This window comes from Acidovorax sp. Root568 (genome assembly GCF_001427445.1).
Classification (GTDB): domain Bacteria; phylum Pseudomonadota; class Gammaproteobacteria; order Burkholderiales; family Burkholderiaceae_C; genus Acidovorax; species Acidovorax delafieldii.
This window is the reverse complement of sequence record NZ_LMGP01000006.1, coordinates 32,980-48,226: the sequence shown is the minus strand read 5'-3', so window position 1 is coordinate 48,226 and position 15,247 is coordinate 32,980. Positions and strand designations below refer to the sequence as shown.

Annotated in this window: 13 protein-coding genes; 2 read left to right on the top strand and 11 right to left on the bottom strand. The window is 52.6% G+C overall.

What is annotated here, in order from left to right:
* Positions 1–16 precede the first annotated feature (16 nt).
* The 10 genes from ASD75_RS23170 to ASD75_RS06250 all read right to left on the bottom strand — a co-directional run bounded on the left by ASD75_RS23170 (position 17) and on the right by ASD75_RS06250 (position 12,362).
* Positions 17–1,903, bottom strand: coding sequence for an HAD-IB family phosphatase (locus ASD75_RS23170; protein WP_082564916.1), 1,887 nt, complete (start codon positions 1,901–1,903; stop codon positions 17–19).
* A gap of 55 nt (positions 1,904–1,958) precedes the next feature.
* Positions 1,959–2,606: a NeuD/PglB/VioB family sugar acetyltransferase gene (locus ASD75_RS23165; RefSeq protein ID WP_082564915.1), complete on the bottom strand. Its 648-nt coding sequence runs from the start codon at positions 2,604–2,606 to the stop codon at positions 1,959–1,961.
* A complete protein-coding gene (locus ASD75_RS06280; protein ID WP_082564914.1) occupies positions 2,603–4,273 on the bottom strand; it encodes a glycosyltransferase in 1,671 nt (556 codons plus the stop codon). Before ASD75_RS06280 ends, ASD75_RS23165 begins: the two co-directional genes overlap by 4 nt.
* Complete coding sequence (locus ASD75_RS06275) at positions 4,264–6,573, bottom strand: glycosyltransferase (protein WP_056744092.1); 2,310 nt, start codon at positions 6,571–6,573, stop codon at positions 4,264–4,266. Before ASD75_RS06275 ends, ASD75_RS06280 begins: the two co-directional genes overlap by 10 nt.
* Before the next feature lie 37 nt (positions 6,574–6,610).
* The gene (locus tag ASD75_RS06270) at positions 6,611–7,366 is read right to left on the bottom strand and encodes an ABC transporter ATP-binding protein (protein WP_056744090.1); all 756 of its coding nucleotides are present in this window, start codon (positions 7,364–7,366) and stop codon (positions 6,611–6,613) included.
* Positions 7,363–8,148 (bottom strand): ABC transporter permease, encoded by a 786-nt coding sequence (locus ASD75_RS06265; protein ID WP_082564913.1) that lies wholly within the window; start codon positions 8,146–8,148, stop codon positions 7,363–7,365. The genes ASD75_RS06270 and ASD75_RS06265 overlap by 4 nt, the downstream gene beginning before the upstream one ends.
* 130 nt (positions 8,149–8,278) lie before the next feature.
* Positions 8,279–9,391, bottom strand: a complete 1,113-nt coding sequence (locus ASD75_RS23160; protein WP_162251078.1) for a DegT/DnrJ/EryC1/StrS aminotransferase family protein — start codon at positions 9,389–9,391, stop codon at positions 8,279–8,281.
* Entirely contained in the window at positions 9,384–10,475 is a 1,092-nt protein-coding gene (gene gmd / locus ASD75_RS06260) for a GDP-mannose 4,6-dehydratase (protein ID WP_056744087.1), read from the bottom strand. The genes ASD75_RS23160 and gmd overlap by 8 nt, the downstream gene beginning before the upstream one ends.
* Before the next feature lie 44 nt (positions 10,476–10,519).
* The gene (locus ASD75_RS06255; protein WP_056744084.1) at positions 10,520–11,986 is read right to left on the bottom strand and encodes a mannose-1-phosphate guanylyltransferase/mannose-6-phosphate isomerase; all 1,467 of its coding nucleotides are present in this window, start codon (positions 11,984–11,986) and stop codon (positions 10,520–10,522) included.
* Positions 11,987–11,990: 4 nt separating this feature from the next.
* Entirely contained in the window at positions 11,991–12,362 is a 372-nt protein-coding gene (locus ASD75_RS06250; RefSeq protein ID WP_056744082.1) for a DUF2304 domain-containing protein, read from the bottom strand.
* Positions 12,363–12,752: 390 nt separating this feature from the next.
* Between ASD75_RS06250 and ASD75_RS06245 the strand changes: the two genes are divergently transcribed.
* Positions 12,753–13,043: a co-chaperone GroES gene (locus ASD75_RS06245; protein WP_056058492.1), complete on the top strand. Its 291-nt coding sequence runs from the start codon at positions 12,753–12,755 to the stop codon at positions 13,041–13,043.
* Positions 13,044–13,141: 98 nt separating this feature from the next.
* The gene (gene groL, locus ASD75_RS06240; RefSeq protein ID WP_056058489.1) at positions 13,142–14,794 is read left to right on the top strand and encodes a chaperonin GroEL; all 1,653 of its coding nucleotides are present in this window, start codon (positions 13,142–13,144) and stop codon (positions 14,792–14,794) included.
* Positions 14,795–14,922: 128 nt separating this feature from the next.
* Here groL and ASD75_RS06235 read toward each other — a convergent pair whose 3' ends face one another.
* Entirely contained in the window at positions 14,923–15,222 is a 300-nt protein-coding gene (locus ASD75_RS06235) for a DUF805 domain-containing protein (protein ID WP_056744079.1), read from the bottom strand.
* Between the last annotated feature and the right edge of the window lie 25 nt (positions 15,223–15,247).

The window sequence follows — 15,247 nt, the reverse complement described above, 5'->3', positions numbered from 1 at the left end:
ATTCAATCGATGCCGATCAACTTGACAACGCAGACTGCAAATTGGGATGACACACCAAAGCGTAAAAATGTGTATTGGGCCAACGATTAAAAGCCGCAGGGTAGATATCAACAGGCTCATCGACGACAAAGCCCGCCTCTGCTACCAATTGTATTTCGCGCTGTATCCAACGATACTCAGAATAATATTTTTCACCAAGCTCTTCAGAATATCCATCGACCAAAACATCTTCTTGGATTCCCATTTGGTGCTTGAGGATAAGCACACCGCCTGGTTGCAGCCACCGAATAGCCTTGCGATACAGTTTCAAGGCTTCGTCTCGGTTAAAGAAATTCATCACACCAAAGATTGTGATGAGATCGAACCGCTCCGATGTATCGAAGTCATTAAGATCTGCATCAATCAACTCTACATGGGGTTCCCGAGCAATAAAACGGCTAAACTGCGGATATTTTTCCACCGCTGTGATACGACCAAACTCTTTGATCAGGGGGTTAATCAGCAATCCAGTTCCAGCACCCAAATCCAACAGATGTTTGGACTGACCAGAGAAACGGCGTATAAAATCAATATCGAAAGCCGAAAAATCTGGTGACTTGTTACGAGTTTCAATTGGTTTATGAATTTTTTTCGCCAACTGCTCGTAATATTTATGGATGTTAGCATTACCATGCTGCCATGAGGATACAAAATTTACCGCCTTTTTGTAATCTTCATAAGTGTCGATATCACGCGCACGGATGACCTTACACGGTAGAGGCAACAAGGGCTCTAACAGAGCGTAGACATGACCTGACGTAAAGTGCACCTGAGAGCGATGAAAGCACGCTGGTCCAGACCATTCGAAGTCCCCATCGTCGTCAGCAAAGGCCATCACACGTTGCTGCGCGTCAACTTTGACAAAAACCGTGTCTTCGCTGGCTTTCTGGCTCACACAAACATAATTTGCACCACCGGACAAGCATTGTTCAATATCGTCTGGATGCACCAGTAAGTCGCCGTCCCAAGCCACTACCCACTCATTGGCATGCCTGGCACCAAGGTACAGACTGGCACCAGTTTTGGTATGAAAGTAGTCGTGATTAAAAACAAAAACTAAGTCGCGTCGACTTTGCAAGGCAACGTCAATCAAATCCTGCGCCTGAAAGCCCACAACGATCCTCACATCGGGCACTGCGGAAAATTGCTTGAGTTGAATTTCGATCAGCGACTTATCTGCCAAGCGAATAAGCGACTTGGTTTGTCCAAGCCCCAAGCGTGAACCCACGCCAGCAGCACTGATCACGACCGATACACCAGCGCAGGGTTGATGAATTTGCTCTAATAACCGAAGTAGCGCCGCAGTGTCAAATACAGCATAGTCTGCGACTTGCATCACAGACGGGGCCGGCTTATGCACGATACCGCATGCAATGGAAACGTCCGCCAATCGCATGGCTTCGGCATCGTTATTGCCATCGCCAATGAAAACCACTTTTTCACCACGCGCTTGATAGGCCTTGACCAAATCTTCTTTTTTCAGAATCTGGGTTAATCGTACACATCCCCGGATATCTACTTCCCCCTTGGAAGCGACTGTTTCGCAAGGGATTTTTTTACAGAGCCCCTCAATCCAACCCTCAAAGTTGCCTGTAGCCACCACACAGTCTGCAGCATTTTTCGCAATGAATTCAACCAAGGGTTGGTTGACTTCCACACGCTCTAAAACAGCAGCTACATCTGCCACACTCAGATGTGCTAGCAGGTTGACACGCCGAATGAAACCCTCCATGAAAGGAATTTCCCCACGGATAGCCTGTGCAGTCAGAGCGTTGATCTTGTCCTCCATATGAAACGCCCGCGCAATTTCTGGCAAGGTTTCACGCAAAGTGAGCGTTCCGTCTAGATCAAAAATAAATTTCATTATTTACCAAGAAACTCAATAAATTCAGAATATATAGCAATCAAACAAAATCAATCTACCGTTCATTTAAAAGTCTGGCTGGCACGCCAACATAGGTTCCAGATTGAATTAAATTCTTGAGCACAACAGCTCCGGCTCCAAGCACAATATCATCACCAATGGCTACCTTATCGATCACAGTGGCTCCGGCACCCAACATCACATTACGGCCAATAGAGCAGCGGCCTGCGACTGAAGCATTAACCGAAATATGAGTAAAGTCGCCAACCTTTGTTTCATGGTCAACAACAGCCCCTGAGTTAATAATGCAACCATCGCCAACCACCGCCATCGGTCCAACATGTGCTTGCTGACCAACGATAGTTCCTGGACCTATGGTGGACGCTACGCCCAAGCTCGCACTGGGAGCAACCAGGGTCGCAAGTGGCCAACCTGCAGTGCGTATCCGCGCTAGCTGCGCCTGGCGTTGGGCGCTGTGCCCAGCGGCACCGAAAGCCATCCATCCATCAGGTAACGGTAGCTCCCACACCGGGAAAACCCGGAAACCTTGAAAGTGCTCACCACTGCGCGCGCTGGCATCTTCAAAAGCCAGTTCGGTAATGCCCATGGCAATGGCCACATCTGCCACTGCACGCGCATGCCCGCCAAAGCCCAAGATCAAGAGTCCCCTAGGGTGGGACTTACGCAGTTGAACACCCGTCATACAGCCATGCCTTGCCGCATATCTTGTGCAATTTGCTCGAGCTTATCGATATGCTCTCTGGCTACGTCTGACCAGGTGCGTTGCGTCAATCGCTGATAAACCGGTATTTGAATCGCGAGCAAATGCTCTCGATGCTTCAGCGCCCACTCGATTCGGGCCGCGCAATCTTTCCAATCGTAAGGATCAAAAAACATCACATTCTGCAACGTCTCGTCCACCAACACCTCTTTGGCCACGGGAATATCGGACATAACGACCGGAGTACCCACCGACAAAGCCTCAGTGAATGTGAACGGACAACCCCCTTCACTCAGGCTAGGGTTCACAGCCAGATCAGCAAGCTTATAGCACGCAGCAAGTTGCTCAACGCTCAAGCCGTGCAGGAAAATCACATCGTTTTCTAGCCGTCGTTCACTCACAAAGCGGTCAATTTCCGGGAGTTGCTGCGGTTTACCAGTCAAAACTAATTTATGGCCAATGCTGCGACTACGCAACAGATATTCGTATGCGCGCAGCAAGGTAATAATATTTTTGTTGGGCCGGAATTGGCTGGCGTAAAATAGGAATTTCACATCTTCATTGCGAAACGTCGATGTATATTCCAAACTGGCATTTTTTTGTAACGCCAATCTAAGCAGGTTTTTGCAATACTGCCGGGACGCCAAATGCGGCTCTGTAAAATCCCTAATATCCACCAAGGCGTTCAATGTATTGGGCGCATGGGGAATGGCTGCGACCTTATTCGCCTCTACGCCATATTGGCCAACCAAAGTGTTCCACTTGATGTGCTCGCTGTAGGTGACGAAATGATCGCCAGAACGGATTGCACACTCTAGGGCCTCAAATGTCTGATGAAAGAGATCTCCTCCGACTTGGGCAAACGCCACAACAAAATCCGAAAGCACCACATCAGGTACGCACATCAAGCGCGGAGCCTTGATCTCATGAAAAGACGGCCAAAAGGCTGTAGGACAATACCAGGCCTTGACATCGGTGAGATTGGCCGCCAAGCAATGCATGCGCCTAATTTCATGCGCCTGCATGGCGTCAAAGAGGTGAAGCACCCATGACTGACGCTCTGGCGCACTCAAAGCACGCATGGCAAGCAAATAAATGGCAATCAACCGCCTTGCAGTGCTGTTCTTCGCACGTGCAACGCGTCTTAATGTTGCTATCCCCGCCCTGACAAACAGCCACAGTACGGCAAAAGGCAAGGCCGCCAAAACCACGGGCAAAGCCAATAGGGCCCACAAACCCAGCTCCAACATAAAGCGCGAGAATGATGCAACGTTGTCCACGGCAACTGCGCGATGTGCCAAACGCCCCATGAGCACTCTAAAGGCCTTGGCCGCAGAGCCCAGCCATCGCGAAAACCATGACCTTTTCTTAGCTTTGGCTCGATAAGCTCGTATCCACTCAAACAGTCGCAAGATATAAGGCTTGCCCCTTGGCGAGACAATTTGGATAGCAGATATTGGTACCTGCTCGCTTTCAAAAAGTGCATGCAAGGCTTCCAATGACCAACTCGGACACAGAATTGTGAAGTGCACATCGCCCAGGCCCTGCGCTCCTTTAAGGAACATGGCCAAGTGCCGACCCAACCCTTGTGCTCGTAAATCTATCGTAGGGGGGAAAGCAAGGTAAATGCCGTAATGTTTTACAGACATGGCTGTATCTCTCGCCAGTAAAAACCAGCCAGTTTGTCCACACTTTGCTCGTTTAACCTGTCCATACTGGGTAGTTGTTGCCGCCGGGCTTCAGCATTCATCTCCATCCACTTCAGCGCCTCTGCCATCTTTCGGGCAGATGTCCCATCCATCCAAGCCATGGCAAGCCCAAACTGTTGGTTCATTTCACGCATGGCGGGATAGTCGCTTGATAAGGTCGGTGTACCCAGACAAGCAGCTTCCACGGCAGAGAAAGTACCGTTGTCCAACAAAGTCGGATGCCAAAGGAACTGAGCGTGTGCCAGCTTGCGCTGGTAATCCCGATCAGGGAGCTCGCCTTTGATTTTGACAGCACGGCGGGTTTTCTTGCTTTGAGAAAGAATTTCCGAAAAATCACTCAGATGCGGCGCAGTGCTGTTCAATATTTCAGCCACATTGACGCCGGTAAGCACGCAATTTAATGTGCCGCCCAATTCCTCGTAATAGACCTTCAGGGCTTGTGCTGCCCGCCCATGATTTTTATGAGGCCCCAAATTGGTACTCCAAACAAAGTAAAGCGGCTTACCCTCCCTCCGAGGAGCTAAATCCAGCCGCTTAAACAGCGATGCCAACATAGGAACTTGCCGAACTTTACGGGGATCGAGCCCCGCATATTGGACCGCATCCTGGCGGGTGAAATCCGTGGTGACCAGCACCCTGTCCGCCGCCCTGGCTGCCTGAATAAAACTGAGATCTGCGTTCGGTTGCAATTGCACCCAATAACGCTGGAGGTAGTCATACACCACCATGACTACGGGCTTGATAGGCAGTAATGGGTGCTGCAGGCGATCAGAAACCAGGCACCACACATCACAATCCTGCAGCTGCTGGATGCCATCGTCCGGAACAAGGTACGTGTTGGATGTTGGCTCCCAATCCTTGTAGCCGGCATAGCGCATAGCCCGGCGCGCCTCGGATGCGTTTAGCTCTTTCCATTTGAAAGGACGCCTATGCACTGCTGCGTCCAGATCGCAGAAATCTTCTTCGCTGTAAGTAACTGAATCATCCACATGCAGCAAAGTAATATCGGCCTTCTCGCCCTGTTGGGCACTGCCGATCACCAAGGCCTGGGCCAACGACTTGGCTGCGCGCAAAGTTCCACCACGGTAAGCCACCGGCAGTATCACGGCGACCCGCTTGTGACGCTGTGCCGCCAAAGGCCGTGCAGTTGTTGCCTCCCGGGCGGCTATGGCAGCCCGCTTAAGTAAAGTAAAACCCAGACTCCAACCTGCAAGACAATGCTCCACGGACATATTGCGTAGCAGCACGGGTTGGCTGTTGAGCACCTGGGCCATCAAAGATGCGTCACCAGCCAGCAAGCGACGCAGCTTTTCTTTGGCCTCACGAACCGATGTGCAGCGGCCGGGCAAACCAAGACCGCCCATTCGATCGAGTAAACCTCCACCCATGAAGATCAGAGGCATCCCAGATCTCACAGCCTCCAAGGGGTGATAGTGAAGGTGGCACGGTTCATCACTGTGGTAGAACATGACGCGCAATTGCCTCATGTTGTGCTCATGCTGTTCGCGGGGCACAAACCCCAAGACGTTTGGATCATCCACCGCCACAGGCTGCGCGCCGCCAATCAGGCAAGGTAAATCACCAAAGTTGCGCTTGAAGTCGGCATACACCTTTTTGTAATAAGGATTGAGTGCTATGTCTGGACATACAAAAAGAATTCTCGCGTCCTTACCCTCCCAACCGCCTGCGCTGGTGGTGTCAGGCAACCCCAGGGGCAAAAAGATGCGGCGACCCTGCAAGAAATCAGGCTCCTTGTCGGCCAAATGCGAATAGGCTTCGCCAAAGAAAAAGCGCTTGCTCAACGCCTCTATCGCATGTCTAGCGCGTCCGTTAGGCGAAAGAGTCCGAAGAAATTTATATTGCGTCCAAGCCTGAATGAATCCAAAAACGCGCCAAACAAGTACTCCTTTAAAATAACGTGAGGCATTTTCAATCAGGGCAGCGTCGGTCAGGATGAAAAAAACGATATCAAAGTAGCGATCGGCGATCTGCCACGCATCCGGAGTCGCCCCTGCATACCAGTCCGTATTGTTCAACACCTGCAAGTCTTCTGCCGGAATACTCAAATGACTATCTTCGGACCAATCAACAGAGGCGCTGCGAAAGGAAGGATCACCCGGAAAACTCTTGGGAAGGAAAAACTCCTGAACGCCCATTCTCTTGAGCATGGGAATTTCAAATTTCCTGGCGGAAGTATGGTTAAGCAACCACATTACGCGCAAAGGTCGATTATTTTCCATGGGGCGATTCTCAATTTTCAGTGCTGCTGGTTTTCGATCAAGCCGTCAAACCATTGATTTTTTTGTACTCATGTATGGCTGCAGCAATAGGCCCATCAAAAACAATGCTTCCATGATGAAAGACCAATCCGCGTGCGCACAAGGTTGACAATGCCCCAAAATCATGCGAGGCCAAAATTAAAATCTCTGCGGCCGCCACCAAATCAGCAATTCTCGCCCGCGCCTTCCCCATAAAATTCGCGTCACCCGCACCAATTACTTCATCCAACAGCAATATATCCCCCCCCACTGCGGTTGATATTGCAAAAGCCAACCGAACCTGCATGCCGGCAGAATAAGTTTTGATAGGATAATCAATAAACTCACCCAATCCAGCAAAATCAACTATCTCGGCTTCCTTCTGGCGCATGAAAGAAGGCGACAAGCCCAGGAGCAACCCCCTGTACAAAACATTTTCTCTACCAGTCGCATCAGGTTCAAAGCCCATACTCAGGTCAAACAAAGACCGCACCTCGCCATGGACTTCAACATCTCCCGCTGACACCGGATACAAACCAGCCACCGTCTTCAAAAAAGTGCTTTTCCCGGCCCCATTGTGGCCCAAAAGACCAACACGCTCCCCTCCTTTGATTTCAAGAGAGATATTCTTGAGCGCATGAACATCCTTGATATCCGCCCGTTTGGAACCCAGCTTAAAAGCGTTTGAAAGCAAAGACTTTAAAGAGCGCTCCTTAAATGCAACTGACGCATAATGCAAATTCACACCATTGAGCTTGATATATGGCGTTTTCATAAATAAAAAATCACCTTCCGCTCCGCTGACCGACCGACCAAATAAGCAACAACCGCAATAACACCGGCCGTGGCAAGAGTGAATAAATAGTTTTCAACTGTAGGCCAATTACCCTCGAGCAATGGAGCGCGAACGATTTGCAGAAGGTGATACACCGGGTTATAGTCCACCAAAAAAGCCATCCCCCCCTGTCGGAACATTTTGACCTCAAAGTAAACAGGTGACAAAAACCAAAGCGCCTGCATAGCCAGCCCGGTAGCATGTGGTACGTCACGAAAGCGCGCTCCAATGTAGGCAAGCAATGTAGATAATGGCCAAAGAATGAGACCCATGAGCGGGAACACAGTCAACATAGCCAACCAATGCACACCGATATTTTGGGGTAACACAATGGCCGACCAACCCAAAAGTGACGTTGACGCCAGGGCCAGAACAATCAGACTGGTTAGCACCGTTCGCAATGTATAAATTGCCAAAGGATGCCTGCATTGCTTAATGTAGGCATCTGCTTGCACAAAAGACAATGCTCCACCTGTCACACAAGCCATAACACACTCCCAAAATATGATTCCAGAAAGAATGTAGGGAGCGTATGTGTAAATATCGGACTTGAACATTTTGCTGAGCACCACCGCCAACAGCAAAGTCATTCCAAGAGGCTGAATCACCGACCAAAGAACACCAAAAAAAGAGCGGCGCCATCGAGCACGCAAATCCGCCAGTGCAAGATGCGACCAAAAATAGCGCGCTCGCCAAACACCTTGTATGTAGTTCTGCTTCATATCACGGCGCCTTATTAAATTTAAAAGCGCACACCAACCTATTTAAATGCTTTGCACAAAAGTAAAGACTGGTTTCAGGCCCATGGAATTACCAATCGATACCAGTCTTTAGAAGTAATGACCAACTATTTCATTGCACAGATCGATTGAAAAACTCAAATATTTTTTCAATCACGAAATTCACATCTTCTTTATTTAGCCCTGGATAACTCGGAAGATTAATTCCGCGTGCCGCCAAAGACTCTGCGACCGGGAAATTCTGACCCGTAGCGCAGTGAGGCATGGTGTGGGCGGGATAGAACACAGGACGGGTCTCTATGCCATGCGATTTCAAGAAATCACGCAATGGCTGGCGCTGCAAGCGGTCATTTAGCGCAACAGAACACATCCAGAAAGAATGGATCGTTTCTGGTCTTTCATTGTGAGATATCAATGGCAAGCCTGCCAAACCTTCTTTGTACCAGCGGGCTATTTGCCGTTTTTTATGCAAAATTTCTTCTACATTTTCTAATTGCGCAAGCCCTATTGCGGCACAAATATTGGTCATGCGGTAGTTGTATGCAACCACATCGTGCCAATACTCTCGGCTTTGCGAAACACCCTGATTTTTAAGGTGAAATGCCTTTTGTATGGTTTTTTGGTTTTTGGCCACCACCATACCGCCCTCACCAGTGGTGATCGTTTTATTGCCAAAAAAACTGAACGTAGAGATGTCACCGAAGGTACCAGCATGCCGTCCTTTGTAGCGAGTCCCGAAGGCTTCTGCGCAATCCTCTACCAAGAGCAATTGGTGCTCTTCACACAGCGCGGCAATTGCGTCCATGTCGCATGGCAAGCCATACAAATGCACCACCATCACAGCTTTGGTTTTCGGCGTTATTTTCCGCCTTACATCTTCGGGGTCAATCTGCCAAGTAAGCTCCAGTGAATCAACAAACACAGGTGTCGCACCAGTTTGAAGAATAGTATTAACGGATGCAATATAGGTGAACGTCGGAACAATCACCTCATCCCCTGGTCCCACGCCGAGGGCTTCCAGCGCAAGATGTATCGCAACGGTTCCGTTGCAGACACTGGTGACGTGCTCAGCACCTATATAGTCGGCAAATCCTTGCTCGAAACGCTGAATGAATTCACCCTTGGAAGAAATCCATGTAGTGTCTAAACACTCGTTGACATAGGCCTTCTCTTTGCCGCTGAAGTAAGGCCGATAAACGGGAATCAATTTCGGCGTCTCACTCATGGTGGTTGAAGTATTTGAATCCATGTTGCTTAACCAGATCATCACGCTGGGCGCCTTTCAAGTCCTCTCGCATCATTTCTGAAACGAGCTCATTGAATGACGTACGTGGCGCCCAACCGAGCTTCATCTTGGCCTTAGTAGGATCGCCAAGCAAGGTCTCTACCTCAGCCGGCCGGAAATATCGGGGATCTACCGCAACTATGCATTTTCCAGTTGCAGTGTCATAGCCCTTTTCCTCTACGCCATGGCCCTCCCAGCGTATCCGTATCCCAATTTCCCCAGCAGCACAGTTCACAAAATCTCTTACAGAATGCTGCTCACCTGTGGCAATCACATAATCTTCTGCAACATTCTGCTGCAGCATCAGCCACTGCATTTCCACATAGTCACGTGCATGCCCCCAGTCTCTCAGCGCATTCATATTACCCAAATATAGACACTCCTGCAGCCCAAGTTTGATGCGAGCAAGTGCTCGAGTTATTTTTCTAGTAACAAATGTTTCTCCGCGAATTGGGGATTCATGGTTAAAAAGTATGCCGTTGCAGGCATACATACCATAGGCTTCGCGATAATTCACCGTAATCCAGTACGCATACATTTTTGCAACTGCGTAAGGCGATCGCGGATAAAAGGGGGTGGTTTCCTTTTGTGGAATCTCTTGAACTAGCCCGTAAAGTTCTGACGTTGAGGCCTGATAAAATTTTGTTTTATCCTTCAGGCCGGCGATACGAATTGCCTCTAATAGCCGCAAGGTGCCCAGAGCATCTGAATTAGCTGTGTATTCAGGCTCCTCAAACGATACAGCCACATGGCTTTGTGCGGCTAGGTTGTATATCTCGTCAGGTTTCACCTCTTGAACGATCCGAATCAGGCTTGAGGAGTCGGTCAGATCGCCATAATGAAGGGTCAGGTCGTAGCCTTTGTTATGAGGATCGTGATACAGATGATCAATCCGGTTTGTATTGAACAAAGACGCGCGCCGGCGAATACCATGAACTTCATAGCCCTTTTGCAACAAAAATTCTGCAAGGTAAGCACCGTCTTGACCTGTAATACCAGTAATTAGTGCATTTTTTTTCTTCATGATCAATTCAATTTTATTTAAAAACTAACAATTTGGCATTCGCGCTACTGGGTGCGACCATAATTATCAGAAAACCTCACAATATCGTCCTCCCCCAAATACCCCCCCGATTGCACTTCAACAATCTCCAAGGGCAGTTTTCCTGGATTTTTTAATCGGTGGACATGTCCGAGGGGTATATAGGTTGATTCATTCTCACCCAGCAAGAATGTTTTATCCCCGTTGGTCACTTCTGCGGTACCTTGAACTACTATCCAATGCTCTGCCCGATGGTGGTGCATTTGCAAACTCAAGCTGGCTCCTGGGTTCACCACAATGCGCTTGACCTGAAACCGCTCGCCGCTGTCGATGCTGTCGTACCAGCCCCAGGGGCGGTGGATCTTTCGGTGCGTCTGGGTCAGGGTGTGCCCTGCTTCGCGCAGTTTGCCAACGATCTGTTTGACGTCCTGGGTTTGGCGTTTGTCAGCCACCAGGATGGCGTCGGCGGTTTCTACCACCACGATGTTGTCCAGCCCCACGCCAGCCACCAGGCGGCTGCTGGACAACAGCAGCGAGTTGGAACAGCCGTGCTGAATGGTGTCGCCCACGTGCGCATTGCCATGCGCGTCTTGCTCCCGCACCTGCCACAGGGCATCCCACGCGCCCAGGTCAGACCAGCCCGCCTGCAGCGGCACCACGCAGGCCGGGATGTCCAGGTCGGGGCGGGTGGGCAGTCGCTCCATCACGGCATAGTCAATGGAGTCTGCGGGGCATGCGCTGAAGGTTTCGGTGGATGGACGGATGAAGTCCACGTCCTTTTGCGCATCGGCCATGGCGGCCGCGCAGGCGACAAAGATGTCGGGACGGCAGCTTTCAATGGCCTTGAGCCACACGCTGGTGCGCACCATGAACAGGCCGCTGTTCCACAGGTAGTTGCCAGCGTCCAGGTAGCTTTGCGCACGTGCTGCGTCGGGTTTTTCGGCAAAGCTGGCGATGTGGTGGGCACTGCCTCCCGGCACTGTTTCTCCGCACTGGATGTAGCCGTACCCGGTCTCTGGCTTGTCGGCCACGATGCCAAAGGTCACCATGGCGCCACCGCTGGCAATGGCAAACGCCTGCTCGATGGCGCCGTGAAATGCTGGCAGATTGGCCATCACGTGGTCAGCGGGCATAGCCAGCAACACCGGGTCACCACGTTCTTCAGCTTGAGCTTGCAAGGCAGCCAGGGTCAGCGCGGGCGCGGTGTTGCGGCCCGCAGGCTCCAGCACGATGCGCGCGCCGTGTATGCCTGCCTCCATCAGCTGGCTGGCCGCCAAGAAGCGGTGCTCAGCATTGCAGACCAGGATAGGCGCCTCCGCCACGGGGATTTGAGTCAGCCCTTGCAAGCGCAGTGCCGTATCTTGGAGCATGGTGCGCGCACCGGCCAGGGCTAAAAACTGCTTGGGGTAAGTTTCGCGCGACAGCGGCCACAGGCGCGTGCCAGACCCACCACACAGAACCACAGGCAACAACAAATTCAAGGATGCATTCATAAAACTAGAGCAGGTCTTGATCGTGGGGACGCTCAGCGGACTTATGCGCAAGATCGGCCTCCAGCATGGCCAAGCGCTGGTTCAACCGGCGAACATCGCGCTCAATACGGGTATTGACCATGTCGCTATGCAGGGCCTTGATCAACAGGACCACGCACGCCAACAGCAGCAGCAATGCGGGGGGGTAGGCCACACCCAGCCGAAGTGCCAGCCAGTCTATGAGCCCGGGGGACGCTCCGAGCACGGCCGCAGCCGCAGCCACCGCCACCCAGAACAGGCCGTGCATGACGTAGAGATGATCTCTTCGGATCAGGTACAAAATCAGCGCGGCAAGGCCAATGCCCATCAGCGCGGTCGTGAATTGCAGGGACGCCATCAGATTCCTGAATCGGTAAAACTCCGCACACCCAAAAGCCAGGCCTGTGAGTGGGAAGCAAGAAAGAGATGGCTGGGTCACTGCAACCCACGGAGTTGCACATGCATGCGTGACGCAAACGCCCACCATCGCCGTGTGGGAAAGATTGTAGGTGCAGGGCCGTTTCAGAGAGCCCCAAAGGCCCCACACCGGCTTACCAACAAGTAAGCAAATATCTCCGACATACAAGCGATGCTTCTGATGCTCTTGAAATGGACCAGAATGCCCGTATCATTAGCACTCACCGCAGACGAGTGCTAACACCGCGCTCCCTGCTGGCAGTTTGGTGGCCCCGGATGGCCGGGGCTGATTGAATCCCTCAGCTTTTTTACTGAAAACAGGAGCATTGCAATGAACCTTCGCCCTCTGCACGATCGCGTGATCGTCAAGCGTATTGAAAGCGAAACCACGACCGCTTCCGGCATCGTGATCCCTGACAACGCCGCCGAAAAGCCCGATCAAGGTGAAGTGTTGGCCGTTGGCCCCGGCAAGCGCAACGACAAGGGCGAAGTGCTCGCCCTGAACGTGAAGGTCGGTGACCGCGTTCTGTTCGGCAAGTACTCGGGCCAGACCGTCAAGGTCAAGGGCGACGAGCTGTTGGTCATGAAGGAAGACGACCTGTTTGCAGTGGTTGAGAAGTAATTTCTCTCCCCTCTGAATCACTCATCTTTTCATAGCTGCTGGTGCGTTTTGAATAAGCGCCAGCAGCCAATTTGAATCAAATTTTCAGGAGCTCCAAAATGGCAGCAAAAGACGTAGTTTTCGGCGGCGAAGCCCGCGCTCGCATGGTTGAAGGCGTGAACATCCTGGCCAACGCGGTCAAGGTCACGCTGGGCCCCAAGGGCCGCAATGTGGTGCTGGAGCGCTCGTTCGGCGCCCCTACCGTGACCAAGGATGGTGTGTCCGTGGCCAAGGAAATCGAACTCAAGGACAAGCTGCAGAACATGGGCGCCCAGCTCGTGAAGGAAGTGGCCTCCAAGACCAGCGACAACGCTGGTGACGGCACCACCACCGCTACGGTGCTGGCACAAGCCATCGTGCGCGAAGGCTTCAAGTACGTGGCCGCCGGCATCAACCCGATGGACCTGAAGCGCGGTATCGACAAGGCTGTGACGGCCCTGGTTGCCGAGCTGAAGAAGGCTTCCAAGCCCACCACCACCTCCAAGGAAATCGCCCAAGTGGGTTCGATCTCCGCCAACTCCGACGAAACCATCGGCAAGCTGATCGCTGACGCCATGGACAAGGTTGGCAAGGAAGGCGTGATCACCGTGGAAGACGGCAAGTCGCTGGACAGCGAACTGGACGTCGTGGAAGGCATGCAGTTTGACCGCGGCTACCTGTCGCCCTACTTCATCAACAACCCCGAAAAGCAATCCGCGATTCTGGACAACCCCTTCGTGCTGCTGTTCGACAAGAAGATCAGCAACATCCGCGACCTGCTGCCCACGCTGGAACAAGTCGCCAAGGCTGGCCGTCCCCTGCTGATCATCGCCGAAGAAGTCGAAGGCGAAGCCCTGGCTACGCTGGTGGTCAACACGATCCGCGGCATCCTGAAGGTTGTGGCTGTGAAGGCTCCTGGCTTCGGCGACCGCCGCAAGGCCATGCTGGAAGACATCGCCATCCTGACGGGCGGCAAGGTCATCGCTGAAGAAGTCGGTCTGACCCTGGAAAAGGTCACCCTGGCCGACCTGGGCCAAGCCAAGCGCATCGAAGTGGGCAAGGAAAACACCATCATCATCGACGGCGCTGGCGCTGCCGCTGACATCGAAGCCCGCGTCAAGCAAGTGCGCGTGCAGATCGAAGAAGCCACGTCCGACTACGACCGCGAAAAGCTGCAAGAGCGCGTGGCCAAGCTGGCTGGCGGCGTGGCTGTGATCAAGGTGGGCGCTGCCACCGAAGTCGAAATGAAGGAAAAGAAGGCCCGCGTGGAAGACGCACTGCACGCTACCCGTGCAGCTGTGGAAGAAGGCGTTGTGGCTGGTGGCGGCGTGGCTCTGCTGCGTGCCAAGCAAGCTGTGGGCGACTCGATCAAGGGCGACAACGCTGACCAGGACGCCGGTATCAAGCTGGTGTTGAAGGCAGTGGAAGCTCCTCTGCGCGAAATCGTGAACAACGCCGGTGGCGAAGCCTCGGTGGTGGTGAACGCAGTGTTGGCTGGCAAGGGCAACTTTGGCTTCAACGCTGCCAACGACACCTACGGCGACATGCTCGAACTGGGCATTCTGGACCCCACGAAGGTCACCCGCACGGCCCTGCAAAACGCTGCCTCCGTGGCATCGCTGCTGCTGACGACCGAAGCCATGGTGGCAGAGGCTCCGAAGGAAGAAGCCGGCGCTGGCGGCGGCATGCCCGACATGGGCGGCATGGGTGGCATGGGCGGCATGGGCATGTAATTGCCTGGCCCCTGCGCAGCAGCCCCGTGCTGACTGCGCAGCCCACTACACAAAAGCCCGCAGGCCTTACGGTCTGCGGGCTTTTGTTTTTCTATGGGGCCAACTCGGGCCGCTGGCCTGCCGTGGGTTTACTCGCCGCTGGGCTGTACCCACCAGTAGATCAGCACCAGGGTGCCGATACCGGTGAGGGACAGCAGCTGCCACCAGCCGGAGCGGCCAATATCGTGCAAGCGGCGAGCCCCCACGGCCAGCGCGGGCAACAGCAGGGCCAGCGCGGCAATGCCATACAGCACCTGGCTGATCATGGTGGCAATCACCAGCACCCCGAACTGAAACAACGCAAACCACCAGAACTCGGAGCGTGGCGCACGGCCCGAAAACCCTGCGTACTGCGCGAAGCAGCTTTTGACAGCCGAAACAAAATCCATAGCGAATTCCCTCTCTTGAACAATC